The organism is Enterococcus sp. AZ163, from assembly GCF_050498925.1.
In the GTDB taxonomy this organism is placed as follows: domain Bacteria; phylum Bacillota; class Bacilli; order Lactobacillales; family Enterococcaceae; genus Enterococcus_A; species Enterococcus_A ferrettii.
Map to the genome: position 1 here is coordinate 872,214 of NZ_JBIPAO010000001.1, position 26,391 is coordinate 898,604.

Sequence of the window (26,391 nt, forward strand, 5' to 3'; positions counted from 1 at the left end):
ACTATGATAGAGTCAAAGGGGATGAATGCAATGGCAGAAGAAAAAGCAATTTTTGCAGGTGGCTGTTTTTGGTGTATGGTGAAGCCGTTTGATCAAATGCCAGGAATCAAAACAGTTGTTTCTGGTTACACCGGCGGACATGTACCTAATCCAACTTATGAACAGGTCGGCTCTGGCTTAACAGGGCATACTGAAGCCGTAGAAATTACCTTCGATCCTGATGTGATTTCCTATGAACAATTAGTAGAAATTTACTGGCAGCAGACCGATCCAACTGACGCTTTTGGACAATTTGCTGATCGAGGAGATTCCTATCGCCCGGTCATCTTTTACAATTCTCCTGAGCAAAAAGCAGTTGCTGAACGTTCAAAGGAACGTTTGCAGGCAAGTGGACATTTTGACAAACCAATCGTAACTTCGATTGAGCCAGCCAAAACCTTCTATCCAGCCGAAGATTATCACCAAGATTACTATAAGAAGAATAAATTGCATTACAAGATGTACAGTGAAGGGTCCGGCCGTGCTGGATTTATTCGCAAAAATTGGAGATAGAAGGAAGCCTAGAGCAAATTGTTCTAGGCTTTTTTCAGGAGCAGCAATACTAAAAGAGCAAAGAAGAGAAAAGGTACAAAAGGAATTTCCACCAAAACTTTTTCGCGCAGCCGCTGCACAGCGTAAAAAAGAATTCCGCTGCCAGAAGCTATTATTAAAACCATCAATAATTCATCAATTTGCAAAAATAGACTCCACAAGGCAATAATCCATAGATCTCCGCTTCCCATACTGTTTGGCAGCAGCTTTTGCAGCAGGTAAAAACCGGCAATCATAATGAGGGGATAAGTCCAGTGCAGCGGCCAACCAAGAAAAAGGGCACCGATAATGAGGGAACAACCGCTGAAAATTAAAATCCTCCCCTCTACTAAGAACGTATCGTAATCAATCATTGCCAATACATAGCTGCTTAACAACCAAAAGAGCAGCCAGCCGTTTTTCCAGCTTAGTTCTGGAAGAAAGAGCACAAAGAGGCAGCCGGTGAATACTTCGCAAAACAAATAACGAAGAGACAGCTTGTGCTGGCAATGTGAACAACGAAAATCTTGCAGAATAATCGAAAAGACCGGAATCAATTCTTGTGGTCGCAAGGGCTGACCGCAAAAAGTGCAATGGGAGCCAGGGTAGAGTATAGATTGGTGTTTAGGCAGGCGATCAGCAATCAAACAAAGAAACGAACCAACGATCGTACCGAGTAGAAACAAAAGAAATTGCATAACGAAAATCCTCCTTTAAAGAAAGATACGCAAAATACAAAAAAAATTATCGAATTCTTTGTACTTTTGGTCAAAGTGTACTATGCTTTTATTGAGACAAACTTTAGGAGGAATGCACTTATGAAATTTGAAAAAACAAAAGAAGTATTGAATCAACTGGTAGCGGATCTTAGTCAATTTTCAGTAGTTATTCATCAAACACACTGGTACATGCGCGGACCTGAATTTTTAACGCTGCACCCATTAATGGATGACTACATGGATGAAATCAATGATCAATTGGATGTCATTTCAGAACGCCTGATTACTTTGGATGGTTCTCCTTTTTCAACTTTAAGCGAATGGGCAGAACACACTGGAATTGAAGATGAAAAAGGTCGTTGGGACCGTACAATTCCTGAACGGATGGAAAATTTAGTTAAAGGCTATCGTTACTTGGCAGATCTTTACCAAAAAGGAATCGATGTAACTGGTGAAGAAGGCGACGATTGTACACAAGATATCTTCATTGAATACAAGACAGATGTAGAAAAGAAAATTTGGATGCTGCAAGCGAAATTAGGCAAAGCACCCGAAATTGATGCATAATTAGAAAAAACCTGAGCGGTTGTCAGAATATTGACGGCTGCTCAGGTTTTTCCTTTTTTATTCTTATCTATTTAATGCTTTCTTTGCTTCTTGGACCTGCCACTCTACCTGTTCAAAACTGGTACCGCCTAATGAAGTCCGGTGAACCACGGCGGTTTTAGAGGCTAAAGTATCGTAAATATCCTCCTTGATTAATTCCGAGATCGCCTGGTATTCATTCAACGGAACATCCTGCAGGTAAATCCCTTGTTGGGTACAGCTTAAAACCAGCTTGCCAACAATTTCGTGGGCTTGACGGAAAGGAATGCCTTTAGTTGCCAGGTAATCAGCCAATTCAGTGGCATTGGAAAAATCTTTTTCTGTAGCATCGTGCATGGTTTTAGTGTGAACCTTCATGGTGTCTACCATGCCGGTCATAATCTCTAGGCTGGTAGCTACGGTATGAACGGTATCAAACATGCCTTCCTTATCTTCCTGCAGATCTTTGTTATAAGCCAACGGCAACCCCTTCATAACGGTTAATAGGCCGACTAAATCGCCAATCACACGTCCCGACTTGCCGCGAATTAATTCTGCCATGTCAGGGTTTTTCTTTTGCGGCATAATTGAGCTGCCAGTAGAAAAGGTATCCGTCAGTTCCACGAATTTAAATTCATGACTGCACCACAAAATGATTTCTTCACAGAAACGAGACAAATGCATCATTAAAATTGAACTGTTGCTTAGAAATTCTAAAATGAAGTCGCGGTCACTGACTCCATCCAAGCTATTACTGTAAATCCCGCCAAAGTCCAATTCATCAGCTGTCATTTGACGATCAATTGGAAAGGTTGTACCAGCTAAAGCTGCACAGCCTAAAGGGGATAAGTCAATCCGTTTCAAGCTCTCTTCTAAACGTTCCTGATCTCGGGTAAGCATATTGTAATAAGCCATCAAGTGATGTCCGAAAGAAATTGGCTGAGCATGCTGCAGGTGAGTATAACCTGGCATAATCGTTTCAGTATGTTCTTCGGCTTTAGCTACTAAAACTTCACGGAAGTCCGTAATCTTTTCAACGATGCCTTGTACATGTTCTTTCAGATATAAATGCATATCGGTTGCTACCTGGTCATTCCGGCTGCGGGCTGTATGCAGTTTGCCGGCTACAGGACCAATTTCATCGTGAAGCATTTTCTCCAAGTTTAAGTGGATATCTTCGTTTTCAATCGTGAAAACTAATTCATTTTTGGCTAATTTTTCAGCTAAAGTATGCAAGCCAGCAGTAATAGCTGCCGCATCTTCCTCAGAAATGATGCCAGTTTTACCTAACATTTTGACGTGAGCCAAACTTCCCGTAATATCCTGTTTCGCTAATTGCTGATCAAAAGGAATGGATGCACCAAATGCATCGATCCACGCTTCATTTTTGCCATCAAAACGACCGCCCCAAAGCTTTGCCATAATTGTTCCTCCGCTTCCTGATAAAATTCCTGCTATCTATTAGACTAGCTGCTTTCGGTCTAAATGAAAACAGACTTTTTACATTTTTATTCAAAAAAGCTTCATGAACTAGAAGGCCAGTTCATGAAGCCAAAGACCGCAGAAACGGTCTTGATTGCTTGGGAGGAGGCATCTTCTCAGATACCTCAGGATGAAACACACTGCTGGTTTCCTTATTTCCTTTACAGGAAAAGAAACTCACCTAAGAGCAATGGCAAGATGTGAACCGGACAGCCTTATTTACCGGCAAGTAAAAGCTGTCTCACATCAGGTTCACCTTGCAAGTTCTTATAAACTAGGTTGTTTAGTGCTTGCTTGTACTTCAGCGTTTACCTTAGTTGGTAGTCCCCATAATTTAATGAAGCCGATTGCCGCATCTTGATCAAAGGTATCCGCAGAGGTATAAGTCGCCAAGTTTTCATTATATAAGCTGTTGGTAGACTTCCGTCCTTCAACAATGACATTGCCTTTAAATAATTTTACCCGTAGAACACCGTTTACCACTTTTTGTGATTCAGCCAAGAAAGCTTTCAAGGCATCCATGATTGGGTTGAACCATAAACCATCGTAAATCATTTGACCTAATTTTTGCTCGATAATTGGTTTAAAATGCGCCATTTCCCGGACAAAAGTCAAATCTTCCAGTTCTTTATGGGCAGCCATTAATACCGTTGCGGCTGGACATTCGTAGACTTCCCGTGATTTGATCCCGACTAAACGGTTCTCAATATGGTCGATCCGGCCAATCCCATGTTTGCCAGCTTCGGCATTCAGATTCATGATCAAATCTGACAACAGCATTTCTTCGCCGTCTAAAGCAACGGGCACGCCTTTTTCAAAGCTGATTTCCATAATTGTCGCAACGTCAGGTGTTTCTTCTAGTTCAGCTGTGATGTCGTAAGCACCTTTTGGCGGTGTTGCCCAAGGATCTTCTAGGATTCCGCACTCACAAGCCCGACCCCATAAGTTTTGGTCGATAGAGTAAGGATTGTCCAAGTCAGCTGGAATCGGCACGCCTTTTTCCGCTGCATAATTGATTTCTTCTTCCCGTGACCATTTCCATTCCCGAACTGGAGCGATGATTTTTAAGTTCGGATCAAGTGCTGCGATTGAAACTTCAAAACGTACTTGATCGTTTCCTTTACCGGTACAGCCATGAGCGATCGTAGTAGCTCCTGTTTGGTGAGCCAGCTCAACCAATTTTTTCGAAATTAAAGGACGAGAGAGAGCCGAAACCAATGGATAAGAATTTTCATAGTAAGTATTTCCTTGCAATGCGACTAAAACGAAATCCTGTGCGAATTCTTCTCTGGCATCAATCGCATAAGAGGCAGAAGCACCTACCTGCAAGGCTTTGTTTTTGATGAATTCAGTATCTCTGCCTTCACCAATATCCAAACAACAAGCCACTACATCGTAGCCTTCGTCAACTAACCATTTGATAGAAACTGAAGTGTCTAAACCACCTGAATAAGCTAAAATTACTTTTTCTTTCATCCTGAAAACTCCCTTTTTCATTGAAATCTAATTTTGTGTTGAAGTTATCTTAGCATCATAAAATACAAAAATCAAGCACTTTTTAAATATTTATACAAAAATATTTTGTAATACTGTCTTTTTATGCATTTTTGTTCAGAAAAGTTTGTATAGTAAATGAAGAAAAAGATTGGAAAAAAATTGTAAAGACAACAGAAAAACGTTGACAGGACGGGCATTAGGAAGTATTATGGTAAATGGTATTGTTTGCCCCACGAGAGCCCCGGAAACTCAAGTGTTTGTCAAACATTCGAAATTGAAATTGGAGGAAGAAATCGTGCGCACAACATATATGGCTAAGCCAGGCGAAGTAGAACGTAAATGGTACGTAGTAGACGCAACCGATGTTCCTATGGGACGTCTTTCAACTGTAGTTGCTTCTATCTTACGTGGTAAAAATAAACCAACATTCACACCACATGTAGATACTGGAGATTTTGTAATCGTAATTAATGCTGACAAGGTGAAATTAACAGGTAATAAGGCTTCAGACAAGATGTACTACCGTCACTCAATGTACCCAGGCGGATTGAAATCAGTCTCTGCAGGCGAATTACGTGCTAAAAATTCTCGCCGTTTGATTGAAACTTCTGTTAAAGGGATGCTGCCTAAGAACACTCTAGGACGCAAACAAGGCATGAAACTTCACGTTTATGGTGAAGCTACTCATCCACATGAAGCGCAACAACCAGAAGTTTTAGATATCACAAACTTAATTTAACAGGAGGGAAATTCATTGGCACAAGTACAATATAACGGCACAGGCCGTCGTAAAAATGCAGTTGCTCGCGTACGTTTAGTACCAGGAACTGGTAAAATTACTGTAAATAAAAAAGACGTTGAAGAATATATTCCACATGCTGACCTACGTTTAGTTATCAACCAACCATTTGGCGTAACTGAAACAACAGGTTCATACGATGTATTCGTAAATGTAGACGGCGGAGGCTACGCTGGACAATCAGGCGCTATCCGTCATGGTATCGCTCGTGCGTTACTAGAAGTTGATCCTGACTTCCGTCTTCCATTAAAACGCGCTGGATTGCTTACTCGTGATTCACGTATGGTTGAACGTAAGAAACCAGGTCTTAAGAAAGCTCGTAAAGCTTCACAGTTCTCAAAACGTTAATATATCCTTATATATCAACACTTTCAGGCGTTTCGCAATTCAGTTTGCGAAGCGTCTTTTTTTGAGTTGACACCATTGTTGACACCATTCCGGTCTGCGACATTTTGCGCTAGTTTTCGATAGGCGATCTCGCCGACTGGCATTTGGATGACGTTAGGTGTATTCACGTAGGTTCTGGTGACGTTGGTATCACTATGAGTCAAGGCTTCTGAAATCTGTTCAAGTCCTACGCCAGACTTCTTGGCTAGAGTCGCACCAGTATGGCGTAACTTATGGGGTGTCGCATGAGCGAGATTTTTATGGCGCCGCTCGATCGAATTCATACGGTAGTTTAAGTAATCCGTATGCAATCGCTGATTGACGTTGCCTTTGTCATCGAAAAAGGTGAAAACGAGCTGTTCGTCGGTTTGTTCGATCTCAAATTGTGCCAAATCCTTCTGCTGTTGTGCTTTCCATTGTTGAAGCAGTATTTTTAGCTCATTGGGAATATGGAAAATCGTCGTTTTATTACCCTTCGTACTTTTTTCATTACCAAATTTATCTAAGGCAGTGCCGATCGTGATTTGAGATTTTTCAAAATCAACATTTTTCCACTTAATGGCGTAAGTCTCAGATTTTCGATCAGATAAGAAAAAAGTCGTTTGGAATAGAGCATAGTCTTGCAAGGAAAGCAGTCCATTTTCGTAATCTTCTTGAGTCGCTTGCAACCATTCTTGTAGTTGCTCGAAAGACAGGTATAAGTCTTCCTCTTTTCTCGCCGCTTTTAACTGGTTTTTCTTAGTTGCTTTGATTCGTTTCAACGATTTTTCAAGCTTATTCCGTTCGATATATTCGAGTTCTTCTGCCCAATCAAAAATGGAATTTACATAGCTTCTCAACGTTTTAAAATTTGCATACTCTGCTGCTTTTTTCGTCATCCCCTTTAAAACAAAAGCCTTGTTTTGGTTCAGATAGTTTAGCGTATACTTGCCAAACATTGGGATGATATGCAGGCGAAAAACATCTTTTGTGTTGGCTACCGTAACCGCCGTTGGTGGATTTGTGTTTGTAGAAGTCAATCCAGCGACATAGGCATCCAACCAGACTTCCTCATAGAAATCTTTGAATAATGCTTCACCGCCTAATTCTAAAGCCGTCTTATCCTTACTTTCCCGAATTTCTTTGATCGAGGCATAAAAATCAATTTCTGCGTCTTTTGCCTCCTTATTGGTTTTGAATGTCTTAGAGTAAAGCTTGCCTACCCCCAAGCGTTCCTGAATATCTTGAGGGTAGTAGAGCCTTACTCGATAGGTCTTGTTCTTTGTTTTGCTAATTGCCACAGTATTTACCTCCGAGTTTGCGAGCCGAAATCAAATACTATAAATGAATTATAGCGATGCCGGAATTATTTTGCCATACCTTGTAGCCACTGATCGATAGCGACTCGATCAAATCGGTTTGATCCATGAATTTTAATTCGTGGGAGCCCCTCTTTGATCCAACTATCCAGTGTATTATTTGAGATTTGGAGATATTCACAAGTTTGTTTTTTGTTCATATAGCGATATTGCAGATTTTCTTGATTCTTGATTCTTGATTTGCTCGATTTGAGAGACGATGACGCTGTTGAGTTGGCTAGAGATCGCACCCAACTGCTCGTTACTCAGTAAAATGGTCATTTCTGTCATAGGGTTCACTTCCTTAGAAAATTTATTGATTCGCTCATGCAGAATTATTTTTTATCTTGGTGTACCGCACAATGCTTTCTTGAAAATCCATACATTTCTCGCCGCTGTCCCTATCATTGAAGAAAATGGGACGTTTTACGAGATAATCGCTTGTATAGATGATTTCTTGGTCACTTGTGTCGAATGGTTTATTTACCAGTCGTTTTGTTACCTTTGGTTCTTTCAAATTACGTGATTTGAAAAAGGCCTTCTTTTTGTGTTCTTTCAGTTCTAAATCTTTGTCGAAATACTTGCTGACATATCGTCCGCGGTTTTCAATGCTGTCCACGTCGATCTTGTTGATCGTGACAAATCCATGACCCCAAACCTCACTTAGCTGCTCAAAAGGCATATAAGGAAAAGTAAATAGGATGATATGGTAGTGGATGGCACCACGTTGCTGTTTTTCCCACGTGGCTAAGTATTTTAGTTTCGCTTTTTTCGTATGATAAGTTTGGTAGTTTAATCGTTTGATAAATTTTTTAAATTCGTTATTCGCATCATCAATATCTTGAATATTTTCTTTAAAAGTGAGAGTTAGAAATTTCGTTTGCTTGTCAAAATTCATATCTATCAATCGGGCGATCTCAAAACGTTTATTTTTATAGTATTTCTGTTTGCGTTTCAAGCTATCGTATTGTCCTTGAGAGGATAATTCATCAAATTTTTTTCTTTTATCTAATTCTCCGATGTCTTCATATAACCATTCAAGTTCTTGTCTTCGTTCAGAATCAATGTCAATTTTTTTCGCTTTTTGTTTAGGTGTAATAATTGCTTCATATTCATAAATTTCAGTGTACGTGGGAGTTTCAATGATTTTTTGATTGTAGGCTTTCAAAAATCATCACTCCTTGGTGACTATTCAGTTTTCAATGGACGGTGAGAGAAGCAGACATTTTTCTCCTGATGTTGGTCTATAAATTAAATCAAGTTAAGGGGAAATCCTGCTGCGCAGTCTTTCCAAACCGCTCACTTATAGAAGAATTCTTTACGCCGAAACCGGCTCTGGGCTGGGGCCCAGCCGGCTCCGACTAAATTCTTCTACAATCGAGCAGTGCAATTAGTGTGTCGGAGTGTTTCCACCCTTTTTGTTTACGAGCTTTACAGAGTCGGCAGTGGCTGATAATCCATAATTAATGAAACGTCCATTCACTTGCGCCCAGGGTCTGATCGCCAGATTGTCAAAAGTAACTGTAATTAGGCCTTGCTGTGCTAATTCATCATTTGAAATTATTGGGTTTTCTGCAGTAGTCGCTACTTTTACAGAGATTTTTTCATAACGCACTTTCGTTAAGATACATTCATAGCTCCAGCCTAGGATTTCACCATCTTTTTGCCATCTTGCGACACTAACGACTTGATATTCTGATTCTAGTTTTCTTGTTGGTAACTCTAGATCGGTAATTTTGATTCCCATAACATAGTTCTCCTTTAATATACGATTTTTTATACGATCGATTTAAAAAAATAGATGGCCATCTATAATTAGATAATATACGGTATCTTATACGATGTCAACAGAAAACAGCAAAAAATATATACGAAAAGTTATACGGGTGATATAATGAAAAAAACGACGTGGAGGAATCAGTAGATGTTTGAATTATTGCAACCGGATAAAGTTAAGGTTGGAAAGCGAATCAAAGAGATCAAGGAGTCGATGAACCTTTCGTTTACAGAGTTAGGTAATCGACTTGGATTAAAGAAGCCGACGATCAGCGCCTATGTTCAGGGGTATACGTTGGCGCCGATTGCTGTAATCAAGCAATTATCTAGTATCAGCGGGAAAACCGTTGGGTGGTTTTATTACGGTGATATAGATGAATATATAGCGGACTATTTACGATTAAAAGGGCAAGAGGTAATTCTTAAAGACCATCCAGAGGTTGTTCAAATAATCAAAGAAGAATTCTATACCGGCGATTTCAAAAATCCTGGTTGGGAGAATGAAGTTGGCTACCCAGAGGAAATTTTTATTGACGACTTTTTTTATGAGATCCAACAGACATTCATCCAACAAGAGTTACAGAAGTTAGCAGCCCAAGAAATAGAGAACCTGCCTTTTATCGGTGATTTGTCGCAGGCGAAAAAGGATGAAGCGATCTTAGTAATCACCACCAACATCTTTGAATTTATGGATGTAGCCGGAGAATTCAATTATGGTGACAAAGAGACTATGATAAAACTGGTCAAAGAAGAAGTTGCCAAGTTTGATTTTTCCTCAGATAGTACATTTGAAGAGCGGTATTTGATTGGTAAATTAATCAATATATTGGCGGATGACCGACAGACGGTTCAGTTGATCAATGATTTGTCCGAAGAATTGACGGATAAACCATTTACAGGAATGTTTGGCGGGGAAGAGTTGGTGGAAGTTATTCAGACGTTGCGGCCGGCTTTGATTAAGTTGTATGGGGAGGTAAGTGCTGATCAGGTGGAGGATTGGTTTGGGAAGTAGAACGGAAAAATGAGCGATTGAATCAGGAAAAAAACTACAAAGCACAACAGTTTTCCAAGCATTAAGAAATCGTTCTACAAAAAATCAGGAATGTCAGATTTATTGCATTTTTTATGATATTCTTTTAAAAGACATGTGTTTTAAAAAAGAGTCCGCTCGGTTGTGATAGATAACACAATTGTATAATAAGCTATATTGGATCATTTGGAGGATAGATAATGGTAAAGAAAATTGATTTTCATATTCATACTGTTTCTAGTGATAAAGACTACGATTTTTCATATTCATCACAATGGTTACGAAATTACGTTCGAGAAGCAGAATTAGATGCAATAGCCATTACTAATCATGATTTATTTGATGAAGGTAATTTCTTAAAGGTGAAGAAAGATTTGCCGGAGACCAGAGTGTTTCCGGGTATTGAACTAAGTCTTGAGACCGGTCATGTAAATATTATTTTTCCAGAAGAGGATATTTCTAATCTTATAAAACTATCTATTTGGTTAAAGAGTCAAAGATTGGGTGAGAAGGGGAAAATATCCACTAAAGATTTTTGTGAAAACATGAATAATTGGGAGAATGGAATTTACATATTTGAACTAGGAAAAAGTAATTCTTTATCGGTACCAGAAAAGTTATCTAAAGTGTGCGCAGTTGGTGGAGTAACAAACCAGTTAAAATTTCAATCCTTTTATAAAATGGAAGATGGATTGACACCAGTTCTATTCAGTGATGCTCACGCTGATGATAATGATCCAGAGGAAAAAAGAAGAAATATTGAGGTATTAAAAAATAAGAATACTTTCTTGCAAATTGATAATTGTTCATTCCAAGAAATAAAGAATTGTATATCAGATAAAGACAAAGTAGGAATTAATGCAGATTATTTAAGAGACATTATTGATATTGATAATCATACTGTTTCAACAGGACTAAATTTGATAGTAGGCAAGCGAGGAACTGGAAAAACTACTTTTTTAGAAGCGATAAAACAATACTATGAACGTGAAGATATATATGAGATAGCCCAGTTTGAAACATCCAATGCTAAAAGCTTCATTGAAAAACAACGGAAAGTACAAGGGGAGAATGCGCTAGATGTCTGGAAGAATCATTATGGCACACAACTATCTGCTATTCAAAGTTTTCTTAAAGATACCGAAGAAGACTTGAACAAAGACGTAGAGTTCTTTCTTGAGAGTGTAAAGCAATTTGCTAAAGATGTAACTGCAAGTAATTCAACATCTAAATATCAACTCATCAAAGAATCAAATTTTGAAAAAATTTCTATAAAAAACTTAGAAATCCATTTAAAAAACTTAGCTGAACTAATTAATAGTCAAGATTTGTGGGAGTTGTTGAATGATTCAGAAGAAAAAAGGAAAGTTTTTATTGAGACTTACAATGAGGTTAGAAATTTATTTGTTCAGAAACTACAAAATAATGAAATTAGAAAAAAAGTGAACGAAATACTTGGTTCTGTAAAAAAAATAGTACAGTCAAAAACTGGTATTACCCCTGTTGTTGATTGTGAGCTCTCAAGAGTAATTCAAAAAAATCAGACTGAAAAAGAAATTAACAACTTTATGAGAAATATTGTTTGTGAAACTGAACTAAAAAAAGAAAAAATATATGGGTATCAGATAATTGTAAAGCTATCCCCGTTTACAAATGCCAGTCAGTTTAGAAGAGATTGTGGTACAAAAGAAGCGGTTCAAGATGATTTATTTATTCCTTATAATAATGGGCAGTACATTAAATTCTTAAATAATTTGAAAAATATGAATTTTTTTAATTCCTCTATTTTAGAGAGATATCTATTACATTTAGAAGTTGATTTGTTAGATTCAGATGGTGTCCCAGCATCTGGTGGACAGGCTGTTGGGTTCGCTTTAATGTTGAGATTAGATACAGCAAAAACAAAACCAATAATTTTGATAGATGAACCAGAAGCTTCTCTTGATAATGAATACATTCGAAAAGAATTAAGAGATGCTATACGGAACTTATCTAAAAATAGCACTGTCTTTGTAGTTACTCATAATTCAACATTGGGAGCTTTACTCGAGCCGGATTATCTAATAGTGACTACGAAAGATAAAGAAAATGGGTATCGTGTACTTACGGGTGAGTTTTCTTCCCATCTTATTTCTACAAACTCAAATATAGTTGAAAGTAGCTATGAAAAATTTGTAGAGGCGATGGAGGCAGGAATAGAAACATATAATAAGAAAGGAGAAATATATGCAAGTCTTGATAGTTAATTCGGGAAAAGCAAATTTTGTTGTTGGTGAAAAAAATGTGGAACCAGAAAATCTTTCTAGAGATGATTTATTAATGATATTAAACACTATTTATGAATCAGAAGAAGATGTTACGATTCCCAGTATTGAAGAGTTGGAGGAAATTCGTAATCCCATTGAAAAAGAGATTGTGCAACAAATTATTCAAAAAATTTCTGATTTTTCAAATAATGTTGAGAATATTCGCCAAGAAGTGCAGGCGCAGTTTCCTGTTATAGACGATTAAATTTCATAGATTACTAGAAATTAGAGGGTAAAGCAAATGGTAAAAATAGGTAATGAAAATAATTTCGAGTTATACGAATTCGAAAAAACGTATGATTTTAGTGTAGAGGTTCCAATCATAAATGAAGAAACGTGGGAAGAGACTGGGGAAATAGAAACGATAGTTGGTCAAGTAACATTTCTGGGAGAAGCAGAATGGAATTCACTGGATCAAAAATATAGTTCTGATTTTTATTGGAAGGAGTCTACTGAAAGATTTAGCCAGGATGGTAACGCGCCAGATAAGGAAGATGACTTCGTCCAAGATTTCAAAGAGTATTTATTACAAATAGGAGTTGCGGAATCCGAGATTGGATGGTAAATATTAAAATTGACAATAAAAATTATATCAAGTGTGATATATGATGGTATAAAAATTTTCTGTTATCTACGGGTACTGTGATAGTGATGATGAATAGGATGTACTAAGTTCCATTTTTGAGTTTTTTTAGTCTTGAATTCATATTTATGTTAACTTGGCAAGATTAAGTAAACGATTCAGCTCGCAGTATTTTATAAAAAGTTGACACCATTGCTTTCAAATAATCTGAAAACAGTTAAAGTTTTCACTGGTTATATAGCTTAAATCCATTGACACTAAGGCTTTTCCAAGCAAATTCAAAAAACAGGGAGTCGAACCAGGTCTTAAGAAAGCTCGTAAAGCTTCACAGTTCTCAAAACGTTAATCTTTGTTATATCAAAGATTTCAAGGCACTTTCCATTTTTTGGAAGGTGTCTTTTTTGTATTACTATCGATTCCCCAGTATTCTTGCATGTCAAATGTAAAAATACTTTATGGTAGCTCCTGAAAATCCAATGTGTTTAACGAAGCTGTAGTTTCAGAGAGACGATCAAAAGAGGAAGGAGATTCTTTAGATATAGAAGAGAAATAATTTATTTGAGGTATTTCTCCTAACGCAGAGAAAGCCTTATCGGAAAATAGTTCCATTCCAGGTGTATTCATTGAATGAGCTTAACGTAAAATAAGTTGTATGTCATTATTTGAAGTTCCATGCAAAAATTTTCTAGTGCAAAAAAACATAAAGGATCTGAGCAAAATTAATTGGCTCTGAACCTTTATGTTTTTTTCTTTTAATGGGTGACAAATTTATTAATCATTTGACTCATCTCTTGAAGAGAGGTTGGAAAATCATTTAGAACCCACCACTGGATAGTGCAGCTGATGCCACCTGTTAAAAATACGGCATGGACCGTTAAAGAACTTTCAGTTTGCTGGTCAGCTAATGTAGTTTTTTTCCATAGAAAATTTTTGATATTTTCATAAAGGGAGCTCTCCAAAAGGCGGCGTAATTCACTGCCATTTTGATACGAAATCAAGGAACGGAAAAACTCACGGTGTGTATAAATATGGATTAAAAATTCATCAAAGATCATATGGGTTTCAGTAAAGTCTAATTTACTTTGGAGATCCAGATGGAGAGTTTTAAGATAAAACAATAATAAATGATATTTATCTTCAAAATGATTGTAAAAATTGGAGCGGCTAACACCTGCTTCTTTGCAAATATCCTTAACAGAAATACTGTCAAAAGAGTGTTTACTTACTAATGTGTAGAGGGCCCTTACTAAATGCTTATGACTGTTGGTTTGCTTTTCGTTTAAATTATACGAATGATTTGTGTACAGTTTATCGTGTGTGTCCAAATTTACACCATAGCCCCTTTTTGTACATTCTTTTTTGTCTAGTCATATTGTACTATAAAGCATACAAGGAACCAATACTAATTTTAAGGACGTGGCAACAATGAAAAATGTAGTAATTGCAATCTTTAATGAAGAGAGTCAAACCTACGAAAGTCTATCTGAATTGAAACAGGACAGTCAATCACTAGGTATTATTGCAGCTGGAATTATTAAGAATACAGGTAAGTCATTAGAAATAAAAGATGGCTTTGACTTAAGTCAATACGAAGAGAATTGGGCGACTGGCGGATTAATAGGTGGGTTAATTGGTATCTTAGGTGGACCTGTTGGTATCCTTTTAGGAAGTGGTTTGGGTATGACAATTGGTTCTGGTTTTGATTTGGACGAACTGGATGACAACCAAAGTATTTTAAAGCAAGTAGGAAAAGAATTAGAAGCAGATAAATTGGCTTTGATTAGCATTATTGACGAGACTAATACTGAGCTATTGGACCATCAATTAATGAAAAATGGTGCAGTAAGAATTATTAGAAAAAGTTATGTTGATGTTCAAACAGAAATCTATGAAAATCAAGAACTTGAAAAACATTTAGCCAAAGAAGCTCATGCTCAAATGAAAAAAGAAAAAAAGGCTAAGTGGAAAGCTATGGCAGAAGCGAAGCAACAGGAACTGGTTGATAGATTGAAACATTTAAAACCATCAAAATAAATGAAAAGGAGCAATCAACATGACTAATAAAGAATGACTTAGTAGTTTATAAGCGCGTCAATAATGGCAACGAAAAGACGTTTACTTTGTAGTTGCTAAAATTATTGTCAGAGCAGGGGAGTAAGTTCAAGCACAATCGATTATGAAAAAAATTGAAGTAATTTAGTAGTTGAAATTGGCAAACTAGAAGCAGAACAATGGATCAATTGACTTTAGAGAAAGACAAACAAGTACAGTGATAATTGATTGTAATAAAATCCCCATTAAATCAGTTGAAGATTCTCGGTTAAATAAGACAATTCAAGAGACTCAACAACAGAAAATAGGTAATAACATGTCTCTTCTAAGAGTTGTGAGAACTACGGAGGCGGCTAAATTTACCAAGAGTAAGCCATTTGATTTTGTTATGTTTGGTCTTAGGCAACCAGATTTGCTACATAAGGTTGATGAGTATGCCAAACTTAATAATTATTTGGATAGATTGATACGTATAAGCTGGTCATTGGAAAACATCTATAAATACTGAAAGAAGGAAAATAAAATGTCAAAAATTGAAGAAAAAGAAGTAAATGTATTAACTAAGATTAATCGTACGATAAATGAATTAGAGCTAACTTTAGAAAAAATGGACGAAACAGAGAGCAAGATCAACTATTTTTATGAACAAGAAAAGGCTATCCATGAAATAAGAGTCATTATCAGAAAAGCAAAAAAAGTAGCGAAATTAGTAGATAAAGAGGTTACAAGAGATGTTGACGAAGTAGTTTATGCAACGGAAGACGAATTGACTCTCGCTCAAGAAATTGATGAGGAGTTTAACAAATTAGATCAAACTTTGACAAACATGAATGAAACTGATGGTAAAGCTAAGAGTTATTTAGAACAACAAAAAGCCTTACACGAAGCCAAAAAAATTCTTAAAAAAGCTGAAAAATTAGAACAGAAATAAATGAAAATATTTTGACAGGATAAGAGGAATTTTCTAGAGAGTTTAATGATAAACAAACACCTAAGCCTGGAACGAAAACTAAGGGCTTAGGCGTTTTTAAATATTTGCGGGAGAATAGTTTAGGTTCTTTGTCAATAAGTAACTAACGAAATAACTACGTAAAATAAACAATAGGTCAGCTAATGGAATTAAGTGAAGGATAATGTACTTAATTAACGTTAGTAAAACGAAAAGGACAGATAAAATTTGGTAATTTAAACACCCTATTCCTTTGAATTGTAGTAAGACTGTAAAAAATTGATTGAATGAAAAAGATTCAATGGCTAAATTTTTTCTAGAAGGAGCAGCTATCCTTTTAATAGCAATAGCAGCTTTTAATTTTTTTAGACAGGGTATTTATAGTTAGTAGAAATCTGTAAAATTTTATGATGCATCTGTTGGAAATTAAGAAGATAAATAGGAGTTATTTAGAAATGAATGCGAGTTGGACAAGTGACAATTATCAAAAGCTGATTGAATGGCAAAATACTTTAAATAATTTCCCTCCGAGATTGACTGGTAGTAAAGGCCACCAACAATTTATTTCGTGGTTAAAAAATGAAATTAATGATCTTGGCTTTAGTCCGGTATCAGAAACGCATTATTTTAACTATTGGGAGCCTGAAAAATATAACGTATATGTTGCGGGAGAGAGTATTGAGGTAAGTGGATACTTTCCTTATTCAGGATTAACACCAGAGGCAGGCATTACAAAGGACATTGTTTTTTTGGACAGGACATTTACTCAAGATATATCTGATAAAATTGTTGTTTTTGATATTTCGATGCGCAAGGATGGGAAAATTGAGTTGTTAGACCGAGTGATAAGCCATCCACTTATTGCTTCAAGAATGGCTCTGTCACTTATTAAGAAAGCCAAGGAGAAAGGAGCAGCGGGAGTTATATTTGTTTGGGATGAAGTCAGTTCTGAATTAACAGAAAATGAAGTATTACCATTTACGAATGCATACCTAGATATACCGGCAGTCTGGATATCTGCAGCAAATAAGCAAGTTTTGAAGAAATTGACTAAAAAAGAACCTGTTACTTTATGTTTGACAGGGACGTATGCATTAGACAGCCCGACTGAAACCTTTTACGTAACAATACCAGGAACTTCGTCAGAAAAAAAAGAGTCTATACTAATCACAACGCATACTGACGGTCCTAATGCAATTGAAGAAAATGGTCCAATTGCCCTATTGAGTATGCTATCTTTTTTCAAAAAAAATGGCATTGAATTGCCGCAAACACTCGTCTTTTCGTTTGTCAGCGGACACTTTCAACAAGACCAAATTGGTGGACCTAAAAACAAAGCAACCGGTCGTTGGCTGGATAAATTTCCAGAATTATGGGATGGAAAAGAAGGACATTTGAAAGCTATCTTTTCTTTAACGTTAGAACATTTGGGGTGTTTAGCATCATATGATAATAGCAAAAATGAATATATTCAAACTGACTCCCCGGAAACGAATTACTTATATACTTCTAATCAACACCAACAAGTAATCGTTTCTGAAATTTTAAAAAAAAGCCAAACAAAAGATATTATTCAATTTTTAGATGCTAATGAAACTCCTTATTTTGGTGAAGGAATGCCGATTTTTAAACGGAATATTCCTAATGTATCAATGATTACTATGCCTGAATTCTTATTTCAAGTACATCGTGAGTACATAAAGCCTGAAATGGAATTAATGTATGAGCAAATTCAGTATTCAACAGAAATTATTTTAACTGTCTCTAAGCATGGAGGGGCAGTTACTTAGATGGTGAAATCGAAAAGTGAGGATTATTTTTCGGGGGAAATTGTCTATTGTGCGTCACGTACAATAGAAAGTAGCTCAGATGTGAGTATTGGTAAAAATATTTTCTGATTTACTTTATGTAATGTTTTTTTTCACTCTAAGGGGTTGGATAGTGTACTAGTTTAGTAAGAACTAGTACCGACGTATTGTTTTGTTCAATTTCGTGCTGGCAAATAGAATAGTATCATCAGTGTCAGTCGATTTAAAAAGAAAACATAAGGTTTTGAGAATGATCATTAGATACCGTATAGAACGTAAAATATTTATTTTGAAAAATGAATAAATGAGTTGCTAAGTCTCTTTTTTTAAATGTAGGAGGAATTATTATGTGTACTAGTTTTACAAGCGAGTCAACCGAAAAAAAACATTTCTTAGCGAGAACGATGGATTTTGGATTTGAATTAGAAGGCAACCCAGTTGTGTGCCCTAGAAATTATAAATGGCAAAGTGATTTTGAAAGAACTGTCAGAGTTGGAAAATATGGATTTGTTGGGGCAGGCAGAAAGTTAGGGCAATATTTTTTTGCAGATGGTGTAAATGAACATGGGCTAAGCTGTGCATCTTTGTATTTTCCGGATGAAGTTAACTATAGTAAAGTGGCTATTGAAGGAAAAGTGTCTGTTGCACCACATGAAATACCTTTATTAATTTTGACTGAATACAAAAATATTGCTGAACTAGAAAAAAACATCAATAATATTTGTATTGTAGAAGCTGATGTTCCGTTATTAGGTATAGTGACTCCGTTACATTGGATTCTGACAGATACCACTGGTCGTTCTGTAGTGATTGAACCAACTGACTTAAATTTGAAAATTCAAGAAAATCCAGTCGGAGTTATGACAAATAGTCCTGAATTAAATTGGCATCTCAAGAATTTAAATAACTATGTCAACATAGCTCCGGAGCAAGTAGAAAATAAGCATGTGGCGAATCGAGAAATTCATCCTTTTGGGCAAGGATCAGGATCAATTGGTCTACCTGGAGATTTTACCCCTCCTTCTCGTTTTGTACGTGCTGTGTTTTTCAAGTATGCAATTGAAAAGGCTGCGGGTGAGGAACAAGCTGTATCCAACTGTTGGCATGTTCTAAACACTGTTAGGATACCAAAGGGTGTAGTCATTCAAAGAGATGGTGATGCTGACTATACCCAATATGTAGCAGCCATGTGCAGTGAAAGTCGTACCTATTATTTTTCTAATTATGAAAATAATCGAATTCAAAAGATTGAATTGACTGATACATTACTTGATCATTTGACTGAACCAGCAGAGTTTAAAGTGTTATCTGAGCAAGACATGAACATTGTTTCAGAAAAATAGTTTAATCTATTTGAAATGTTTTATATAGATGCAGGGACTGTTTTAAATACCAAATTGAATTAGGTAAGAGATATTCACCTATTTTTGTCTAGATCGAGGAACAGAGGTAAAACTTTTTTAGGATTTGTAATCAATGTCAGCTATTGAATAGATCATATTTAGTTATGACCTCGAAATGCCTACAGACATAGCATGAGATTTTTAAACCATTAATTTGTTTATACAGAAGGTTAAAGGCACTGGAAAGTGTCTTTTTTGTTTGTAAGGTCAAAATAGAGTAATTGCACTCAGTATTAGCGGACTGCAGCTTTGGGTTGTCCTTCATTACTTCCTTTTATTGTCGTAAAAAAAGCTACCATGTTTCCTCTATTAAAAAAGAGCGAACAGAATAAGTGTTTTTAAAACAAAGAGATAGAAACCTCCACTTTTTTCACAGTCGTCTGAAATTATCGACCATTATCAGTCGTCAATTGCCCCTATACTTAGATTATCAACAAAAGAGGGGGCATGTCTCATGAAGTGGTATCAAGTAAAAAGTACGGACATCATGAAACAGATAAATACAACGACAGCTGGATTATCTCCAGAGGAAAGAAGTCAGCGGCTGGAAGAACATGGCTATAACAAAATGCAGGAGCGTCAGCAGCTGAAGCCGTGGCAAAAGTTTTTGAAGCATTTTACAGATTTATTGATGCTGGTCTTGTTGGCAGCGGCAATATTGAAATTTGTGACTGGTGAGTATGTCGAAGGTGGAATTATTTTTCTAGTGGTTATCGTGAATGGCTTTGTCGGATACTGGCAGGAGCGTAAGGCGGAGGAATCGCTGGATGGCTTGAAGCAGATGATGGGCCAAGAAGCGGTGGTCCTGATTGATGGAACCAAACAGACGGTTGCAACTGAGGAGCTGGTTCAAGGAGATATTGTGGCATTGAAGGCTGGTGATGTGGTACCGGCGGATCTTCGCTTGATTGAAGTTCATGATTTGCTGATTGAAGAGTCGATCTTAACGGGTGAGTCAGAAGCGGCTGAGAAAAATACAGCTCTGCTGTCAGATGATGTGCCTGCTGGGGACCAGAAGAATATGGCTTTTTCAGGAACCATGGTTCAAACGGGTTCGGCTTTTGGGGTTGTGGTTGAGACGGGGGATGCGACGGAGATTGGGAAAATCAATCAGGCCTTGCAGTCCGTTCAGCAGCAAACGACACCGCTAGTGAAGAAGATCCATCAATTGAACCGGCAGATTTTTCGGGGCATTATTGTGCTGATTATCTTCCTGCTGTTTTTTACCACCTTCCGTTATGGGATGGAGTGGCAGTTGATGTTCTCGGCGATGATCGCATTGATTGTGGCAATGATTCCTGAGGGATTACCAGCCGTATTGACGATGATTTTGTCGATGGGTGTTAAGGAAATGTCTGAGGAAAACGCGATTATCAAGAGTATGCCATCCGTAGAAACACTGGGTTCTATGACGGTAATTTGTTCAGATAAAACTGGAACCCTGACTAAAAATGAAATGACTGTGGTAAATGTAGCCACTCATGAGCAGGCAAGAGTAGTGGAAATCATGAATAATTGCCAAGAACTAAAGCTGACGGATAATCAAACAGTTGCAGAATTAAAAGGAAATCCGACTGAGCTGGCTTTACTACATTACGTGGAAGACCAAGATCAGACAGAAGCATTGAAGACAGTTAAAAGTAAAATTCCTTTTAGTTCCAGCTATAAATACATGGCGACGCTTCATTCAGAAGGTGATCAGGCAGTTATGTTTGTCAAAGGAGCGCCGGAGGTTTTATTAGATAAGGCGAATTTAACGACAGGAGAAAGACAAAAATGGCAGAAGAAGGCTTCACAATTTGCGCAACAAGGGCAACGGGTTTTGGGCTTTGCTTTTAAACAGGTGTCAGAAAAACAGGAACTGACACATGAAGCCTTGACGAACCTAACCTTCGCCGGCTTAGCTGGAATCATTGATCCGCCAAAAGCTAGTGCAATTCAAGCAGTAAAAGAATGTCAAACCGCTGGTATTGCTGTGAAAATGATTACGGGAGATCACAAGGATACCGCTAAAGCCATTGGGAAAGAAATCGGATTGAAGCATACCGATACGGTTTTAGAGGGAATTGAAATCGATCTGTTAAGTGATAAGGAATTGGCAAAAAAGGTTCAAAAGGTGGATGTCTTCGCTCGAACAACACCAGAGCACAAGCTAAGGATTGTTAGTGCTCTGCAGGACAACGGTGAAGTTGTTGGTATGACTGGTGACGGTGTGAATGACGCGCCGGCGCTGAAGAAAGCCGATATTGGTATTGCGATGGGCATTAAAGGCAGCGAGGTCAGCAAGCAGGCGGCGGATATGGTCTTAGCGGATGATAATTTCCATACCATTGCTAAAGCCGTTAAGGAAGGCCGGAAAATTTTTGACAATCTGAAGAAAACGATCAATTTCTTTCTGCCGACAGCTTTAGCACAGGGCTTAATAGTCATCTTTGCTCTATTGATGAACCGGCCTTTGCCATTAACGCCCATTCAAATTTTGTGGGTAAACATGGTCACGACTATTACGCTTTCCTATGCTCTAGGCTTCGAAAAGGCGGGCAAGGATAGTATGAACCAGCCGCCAAGGGATGCCAGTGAAGGAATCTTAACTGGCTACAGCTTGTTTAGAGTTATTTATGTTTCGCTGTTGATCATGCTGCCAGCTTACTTCTTGGCGATGCGATTTGAAGGGCAAGCATTACAGCAGACGATTCTCCTGCAAAATATTGTGTTGGCCCAAGCAGTTTACATGATTAATTGTCGGGAATTGACCAATCCTTCAATCAATAAAGGCTTGTTCCAGAATCGGCCATTGTTTATTTCATTGGGCATCTTAACAGTCCTGCAATCGGCCGTATTATTTCTGCCAATTATGCAGCAATGGGTTGGAACGACTACTTTGAGCGGCACACAGCAGTTAATTATTTTTGCCAATGCAGCGCTGCTGTTCTTGATTGTTGAAGTGGAAAAAGGCCTGACTAAACGAATTATCCGCAGTCAGAGCCAAACCTCCAGTGATCTTAGCTGATTATAGATAGTGTTCTAAAGTGAGCTCGGTTAATTGCCGCAGCTCATTTTTTGTGGGAATCGTCGAGATATAAACAACGGGCACCGGCATAGCTTCCAAAGGAATATTGGAAACAATGATATCCTGCGGTTCGAAGGCAGTATTCTGCAGCTGCAAGGCTTCAAGATTTTGCAAATGAACCCGTCGGCCCAACAGGTCAGTTAATTCCTGCTGGAGAAAAACCTTCCAGGCTGGTTCGCCTTGAAAAATAAAATAAACGGTCATAATTTGTGGCTGAAGGGCAAACAAGGCTTGCTGCTCCAGAAGCGAGATCAAGTTTAGCAAATAAACCGGATTGTCCAACTGCAGAACGGGTTGAAGAATCGGCAAAAGCTCCTCGTCACTCCGGTAGCGATCATCGTCTTTTCGCTCTGTCAGCAGTTCCTGATATTCCAATTGGAATTGTTCTGACAGCCAGGTGGATTCATTGTATTTTAACAAGAGCAGCAAAAGATTTTCCGCCAGCTGTGATTGCTGCAGGGAAATTTGAGTTTGGTTGGCAACCTGTTCCGTCAATTGATTAGCAACAGCAGCTAACGTTGGATAATGCTGGGCCAAGTCAATTGCTTCACCAAAGGAATTGTTGTAATTCCAGCTTTCCAGGAAACAGAAAAAGGCAAAAAAGCTTTCTTCTTCTTTTAAATAGACCCCTTCTTTTTGATACAACTCAGTCAGGGACATCTGATAAAACTGATACAAAGGATCGTTTTTATTGAAGGTAAAATCGTCCATTCGACAATTAATTTTAAGGCGAATAGTGTTAATAAAAAACCAGCAGGTGCCAAAAATTTGCTCGGTTTCTATCGCTAAGGGCGACTGCGTAAGCTGCTTCAAATAGTGCGAATAGTGTTCTTCGTGAATCGCATAGTCTTCAAAGAAATAGTTGTTATGCGTAAAGGGCGTCAGCAGGCGATGGAAAAAGATGCGAATGGCACTTTCATTGCCTAGCAGCTGAGCAGTTTTAGCTGTTAGTTTGATTTGAATATGATAGGGCTTCAGATGCTGATTAATCTTTGCCGTATGCCGTTTTAAGGTTTCCAGTGAAAGACCATTTTCCTGTAGGAATCTGGCTGTAGCCAATTCTTTGGTGAAAAATAGGGACTTAATAAACTGAACACTGACCGATTGCGGGAGAAATAACGACCATAAGTCATTGGCCAGCTGTTGTTCCTCATTAATCAGCTGGATACCTTGACTGCTAGAATCAATTTGCCAGCCAGGCGGCAGCTGGTCGCGAATAAGCTGTAGATCGGAGAAAATTGTCCGTTGGGTTGTATGGATTTTCTGAGAAAGCTCCTTTGCCGTGATGTTTGGATGATTGAGGAGCTGCTCCAATAAGGAAACCTGTCGGTGGATATCTTTTTCAGTGATAATTTTTTTCAGTAATGAATACATGAAAACACATCCTTCTGATATAAGAATACGAATAAACCGGAGAAGGGTCAATTTTCAACAACATAGTTTAGTGCAATTTATGATAAGGCCAAAACAACCTAGCCATCTTCCAAGAGGGGGCTAGGTTGTTTTTTAAGTTACTGATTATTCTTTCTTCTATAAATAAACACACCTGCAAAAATCAAAATTACTAATCCTAACAAAGTAAGAACAATGGATTTATTCTCACCAGTTTTTGGGAGCAGTGTATTTGAATAAGTGGACAGTGTTTCTTTACCAGTAGGAGTGTGGGTAGTTTTGTCAGTGATTACTGGTTTTTGCTGCTTGGCATAGACGTAAGTGACTGTAATCGGCTTTTCAGTAAAGAAGCCGTCCGCATTTTCGGGAAGCTTGCTTTGGATTAGCTCGTAACCATCAATACTTTTTGCTTTAGTAGTATACTTTTCGCCTAGCGATCCACTTTGAGCTTCCTCTGGAATGAGTGGCGTACCTGTTTCATCGATATATTGAGCAATTACAGTCCCTTTTTTAGCTGGAACTGGATCATCTATTTTTTTGTAGACAAAGGTAACAGACTGTTCTTTATCCGAAAAGAGTCCTTTGATATTTTCTGGCAGTTTTTTCTCATCTAATGAATAACCGGTAATGGCTAATTTGTACTTGTCCACAGAAGCATCATAGCTATCTCCGATAGAACCACTGATCGTTTGTGGAACGTGAATTTGTTTGCCTTTTGAATCGACGTAATGAACAGTGATGTCTTTGGCCTTTACTTGGTTTTTAGCGTAAACAAAGGTGACAGATTGCTCTTTATCAGAGAAAGTACCCTTGATATTTTGTGGTAGTTTTTTCTCATCCAGTGAATAACCACTGATGACTAATTTGTATTTCTCAGAAGAAGCATCATAGTTATTGCCAACAAAACCGCTGATTGTTTGTGGATCGCGAATTTGCTTACCTTGTTGATCGACATAACGAACAGTGACATCTTTAGCCTTCACTTGATTTTTAGTGTAGACAAAGGTAACAGTCTGATCTTGGTTGGAAAGGACTCCGTTAATGTTCTCTGGCAGCTTAGTTTCATCCAATGCATACCCATCAATAGCTAATTTATATTCATTGCTGGAAGCATCGTAGCTGTCCCCGACAAAACCGCTGATTGTTTGTGGATCGTGAACTTGCTTACCTTGTTGATCGACATAACGAACAGTGACATCTTTAGCCTTCACTTGGTTTTTAGCGTAGACAAAGGTAACAGTCTGATCTTGGTCGGAGAGGGCTCCGCTGATATTCTCTGGCAGCTTAGTCTCGTCCAGTGTATACCCATCGATAACTAATTTGTATTCATCACTGGAAGCATCGTAGCTGTCCCCGACGAAACCGCTGATTGTTTTCGGATCATGAATTTGATTCCCTTCCTGATCGACATAACGAATAGTGACATCCTTAGCTGCAGCCTTATTTTTTGTATAATTATAGGTAACAATTTGTCCGTTGGAAGTGAATGTTCCTAAGGCATTTGCAGGCAGTTTGCTCTCATCTAAAGAATACCCGTCAATCGTTAATTTGTATTCATCAGTTGAAGCATCGTAAGGATTTCCAACTAGGCCATAAACTTTTTTTTCGTCATGGATGGGCTGTTGATTTTCATCAAGATAACGTACAGTAACCGGACCTGCGGGTGCTTTTGGCTTTTTACCACTAATTGCAGCAGAGTTTTTAATGTAAACACCATTATTAGGAATGCCGGGTTCGGTCAGTCGGGTAAGACCATACATACCATCGCTGGGCCACGTGATTGGACCACCAAGCACATAACCAGTCATATCGTAGGTAGATAGATCCGAATGAAGATAGGGAGTACCAGCATTATACAAAGTATACTCATGGCCATCTAGTGTAGCGGTTCTTCGTACAGTTATTTGCGGTCTTTTAGTTAAATCTACGCTTCCAAATTGCAGGTAGTAAGAAACACTTGACTCGATAGTGATGTTTTCGTAAGTTCGTACTAACTCTGCGTTGGGGCTATCAAATTTAGCTATTTGTGTGAAGCCGAGATTGGAATAGGTCGTGTACACGTGACCGATCAAAGAATTGTCGAGCATGATATCTTTACTCGTAGTATAGCTGAAGTCAGCTTCCATGGGAGTATAACCGGCACCAGCAAAGGTAAAGACAAGCAGCGGATAGTCTTCTCCAGGTTGTGGATTGGTAATTGTTGTTTTCTTAGGGTTATCCAAAGAAGCAAACACCTGAACGGTATCAAACTCAAACTCAGCTGTATGCCAGCCATTTCTGCGTTGAAATGATCCGGTGGCAAACTCGGTATCACCAGTATTGTAGTATTTCCATCCATCTGCATGTGCTGAGAGGGTGTTTATTAAGCTTAAAGCAAGTAGAAAAATCGTGATAATAAGGTATTTCCTCTTTATAAATATACACTTCATTTGTATCTTCTCCTTTTGAATAATCCAGACTACACAAGCTACTAATAATTCAGTACCTGTTCTAGTGAAGTCAGTCCTATGGGGATAGTTTATTTTGGCTATTAAATAAAGCAAATAATTTTATGAGTATATTATGAGAATAGCCGGAGTTTATTTTAACAGCTTTTTCCCGTGAAGGCAACAGAAAATAATGTTGAAAATAACAAAGAAATAACAA

General features: G+C 37.9%; 23 protein-coding genes and 1 pseudogene. 13 read left to right on the forward strand and 11 right to left on the reverse strand.

Going from position 1 to position 26,391, the window contains the following annotated elements; genetic code table 11:
• Nucleotides 1-30 precede the first annotated feature (30 nt).
• On the forward strand, nt 31-552 hold the full coding sequence (gene msrA, locus IGI46_RS04345) for a peptide-methionine (S)-S-oxide reductase MsrA (RefSeq protein WP_429962231.1): 522 nt from the start codon (nt 31-33) through the stop codon (nt 550-552).
• A gap of 23 nt (nt 553-575) precedes the next feature.
• Here msrA and IGI46_RS04350 read toward each other — a convergent pair whose 3' ends face one another.
• Nucleotides 576-1,268, reverse strand: coding sequence for a prepilin peptidase (locus IGI46_RS04350; RefSeq protein WP_429972961.1), 693 nt, complete (start codon nt 1,266-1,268; stop codon nt 576-578).
• A 120-nt stretch (nt 1,269-1,388) separates the two neighbouring features.
• Between IGI46_RS04350 and IGI46_RS04355 the strand changes: the two genes are divergently transcribed.
• Nucleotides 1,389-1,856, forward strand: coding sequence for a Dps family protein (locus IGI46_RS04355; protein WP_429962233.1), 468 nt, complete (start codon nt 1,389-1,391; stop codon nt 1,854-1,856).
• Nucleotides 1,857-1,919: 63 nt separating this feature from the next.
• Here the strand turns inward: IGI46_RS04355 and argH are convergent, their stop codons facing one another.
• On the reverse strand, nt 1,920-3,296 hold the full coding sequence (argH, locus tag IGI46_RS04360; RefSeq protein ID WP_429972962.1) for an argininosuccinate lyase: 1,377 nt from the start codon (nt 3,294-3,296) through the stop codon (nt 1,920-1,922).
• A gap of 327 nt (nt 3,297-3,623) precedes the next feature.
• Nucleotides 3,624-4,832, reverse strand: coding sequence for an argininosuccinate synthase (locus IGI46_RS04365; RefSeq protein WP_429962235.1), 1,209 nt, complete (start codon nt 4,830-4,832; stop codon nt 3,624-3,626).
• A 313-nt stretch (nt 4,833-5,145) separates the two neighbouring features.
• Between IGI46_RS04365 and rplM the strand changes: the two genes are divergently transcribed.
• A complete protein-coding gene (gene rplM, locus IGI46_RS04370; RefSeq protein ID WP_342662608.1) occupies nt 5,146-5,592 on the forward strand; it encodes a 50S ribosomal protein L13 in 447 nt (148 codons plus the stop codon).
• 15 nt (nt 5,593-5,607) lie between these two features.
• On the forward strand, nt 5,608-6,000 hold the full coding sequence (rpsI, locus tag IGI46_RS04375; protein WP_207671589.1) for a 30S ribosomal protein S9: 393 nt from the start codon (nt 5,608-5,610) through the stop codon (nt 5,998-6,000).
• 23 nt (nt 6,001-6,023) lie between these two features.
• On the opposite strand, the gene IGI46_RS04380 is transcribed toward rpsI, so the two are convergent.
• The 4 genes and pseudogenes from IGI46_RS04380 to IGI46_RS04395 form a co-directional block, all read right to left on the reverse strand.
• A complete protein-coding gene (locus IGI46_RS04380) occupies nt 6,024-7,319 on the reverse strand; it encodes a site-specific integrase (protein ID WP_429972963.1) in 1,296 nt (431 codons plus the stop codon).
• A 65-nt stretch (nt 7,320-7,384) separates the two neighbouring features.
• A pseudogene (locus tag IGI46_RS04385) lies at nt 7,385-7,667 on the reverse strand (helix-turn-helix transcriptional regulator).
• 34 nt (nt 7,668-7,701) lie between these two features.
• Nucleotides 7,702-8,544: a rolling circle replication-associated protein gene (locus IGI46_RS04390; protein WP_429972964.1), complete on the reverse strand. Its 843-nt coding sequence runs from the start codon at nt 8,542-8,544 to the stop codon at nt 7,702-7,704.
• Nucleotides 8,545-8,766: 222 nt separating this feature from the next.
• The gene (locus IGI46_RS04395) at nt 8,767-9,123 is read right to left on the reverse strand and encodes a hypothetical protein (RefSeq protein ID WP_429972965.1); all 357 of its coding nucleotides are present in this window, start codon (nt 9,121-9,123) and stop codon (nt 8,767-8,769) included.
• Between the two features lie 177 nt (nt 9,124-9,300).
• On the opposite strand from IGI46_RS04395, the gene IGI46_RS04400 reads away from it, so the two are divergent.
• The 4 genes from IGI46_RS04400 to IGI46_RS04415 all read left to right on the forward strand — a co-directional run bounded on the left by IGI46_RS04400 (nt 9,301) and on the right by IGI46_RS04415 (nt 13,053).
• Entirely contained in the window at nt 9,301-10,164 is an 864-nt protein-coding gene (locus IGI46_RS04400) for a helix-turn-helix domain-containing protein (RefSeq protein WP_429972966.1), read from the forward strand.
• Between the two features lie 218 nt (nt 10,165-10,382).
• A complete protein-coding gene (locus IGI46_RS04405) occupies nt 10,383-12,428 on the forward strand; it encodes an AAA family ATPase (RefSeq protein ID WP_429972967.1) in 2,046 nt (681 codons plus the stop codon).
• A complete protein-coding gene (locus IGI46_RS04410) occupies nt 12,409-12,693 on the forward strand; it encodes a hypothetical protein (protein ID WP_429972968.1) in 285 nt (94 codons plus the stop codon). The genes IGI46_RS04405 and IGI46_RS04410 overlap by 20 nt, the downstream gene beginning before the upstream one ends.
• Before the next feature lie 36 nt (nt 12,694-12,729).
• Nucleotides 12,730-13,053 carry a hypothetical protein gene (locus IGI46_RS04415; protein ID WP_429972969.1) on the forward strand — a complete coding sequence of 108 codons (324 nt, stop codon included), beginning with the start codon at nt 12,730-12,732 and terminating at the stop codon, nt 13,051-13,053.
• Nucleotides 13,054-13,524: 471 nt separating this feature from the next.
• Here the strand turns inward: IGI46_RS04415 and IGI46_RS04420 are convergent, their stop codons facing one another.
• Entirely contained in the window at nt 13,525-13,695 is a 171-nt protein-coding gene (locus tag IGI46_RS04420) for a hypothetical protein (RefSeq protein ID WP_429972970.1), read from the reverse strand.
• A 128-nt stretch (nt 13,696-13,823) separates the two neighbouring features.
• Nucleotides 13,824-14,396 carry a TetR/AcrR family transcriptional regulator gene (locus IGI46_RS04425; protein WP_429962243.1) on the reverse strand — a complete coding sequence of 191 codons (573 nt, stop codon included), beginning with the start codon at nt 14,394-14,396 and terminating at the stop codon, nt 13,824-13,826.
• Between the two features lie 100 nt (nt 14,397-14,496).
• Between IGI46_RS04425 and IGI46_RS04430 the strand changes: the two genes are divergently transcribed.
• The 5 genes from IGI46_RS04430 to IGI46_RS04450 all read left to right on the forward strand — a co-directional run bounded on the left by IGI46_RS04430 (nt 14,497) and on the right by IGI46_RS04450 (nt 22,293).
• The gene (locus IGI46_RS04430; protein ID WP_429962244.1) at nt 14,497-15,105 is read left to right on the forward strand and encodes a hypothetical protein; all 609 of its coding nucleotides are present in this window, start codon (nt 14,497-14,499) and stop codon (nt 15,103-15,105) included.
• 541 nt (nt 15,106-15,646) lie between these two features.
• Nucleotides 15,647-16,054: a hypothetical protein gene (locus IGI46_RS04435; protein WP_429962245.1), complete on the forward strand. Its 408-nt coding sequence runs from the start codon at nt 15,647-15,649 to the stop codon at nt 16,052-16,054.
• A gap of 473 nt (nt 16,055-16,527) precedes the next feature.
• Nucleotides 16,528-17,862 carry a hypothetical protein gene (locus IGI46_RS04440; protein ID WP_429972971.1) on the forward strand — a complete coding sequence of 445 codons (1,335 nt, stop codon included), beginning with the start codon at nt 16,528-16,530 and terminating at the stop codon, nt 17,860-17,862.
• 365 nt (nt 17,863-18,227) lie between these two features.
• Nucleotides 18,228-19,223: a choloylglycine hydrolase family protein gene (locus tag IGI46_RS04445; RefSeq protein WP_429962247.1), complete on the forward strand. Its 996-nt coding sequence runs from the start codon at nt 18,228-18,230 to the stop codon at nt 19,221-19,223.
• A gap of 514 nt (nt 19,224-19,737) precedes the next feature.
• Nucleotides 19,738-22,293: an HAD-IC family P-type ATPase gene (locus tag IGI46_RS04450; protein ID WP_429972972.1), complete on the forward strand. Its 2,556-nt coding sequence runs from the start codon at nt 19,738-19,740 to the stop codon at nt 22,291-22,293.
• On the opposite strand, the gene IGI46_RS04455 is transcribed toward IGI46_RS04450, so the two are convergent.
• Complete coding sequence (locus IGI46_RS04455) at nt 22,294-23,727, reverse strand: helix-turn-helix domain-containing protein (RefSeq protein ID WP_429972973.1); 1,434 nt, start codon at nt 23,725-23,727, stop codon at nt 22,294-22,296.
• 137 nt (nt 23,728-23,864) lie between these two features.
• A complete protein-coding gene (locus IGI46_RS04460) occupies nt 23,865-26,174 on the reverse strand; it encodes a MucBP domain-containing protein (protein ID WP_429972974.1) in 2,310 nt (769 codons plus the stop codon).
• Nucleotides 26,175-26,391 lie beyond the last annotated feature (217 nt).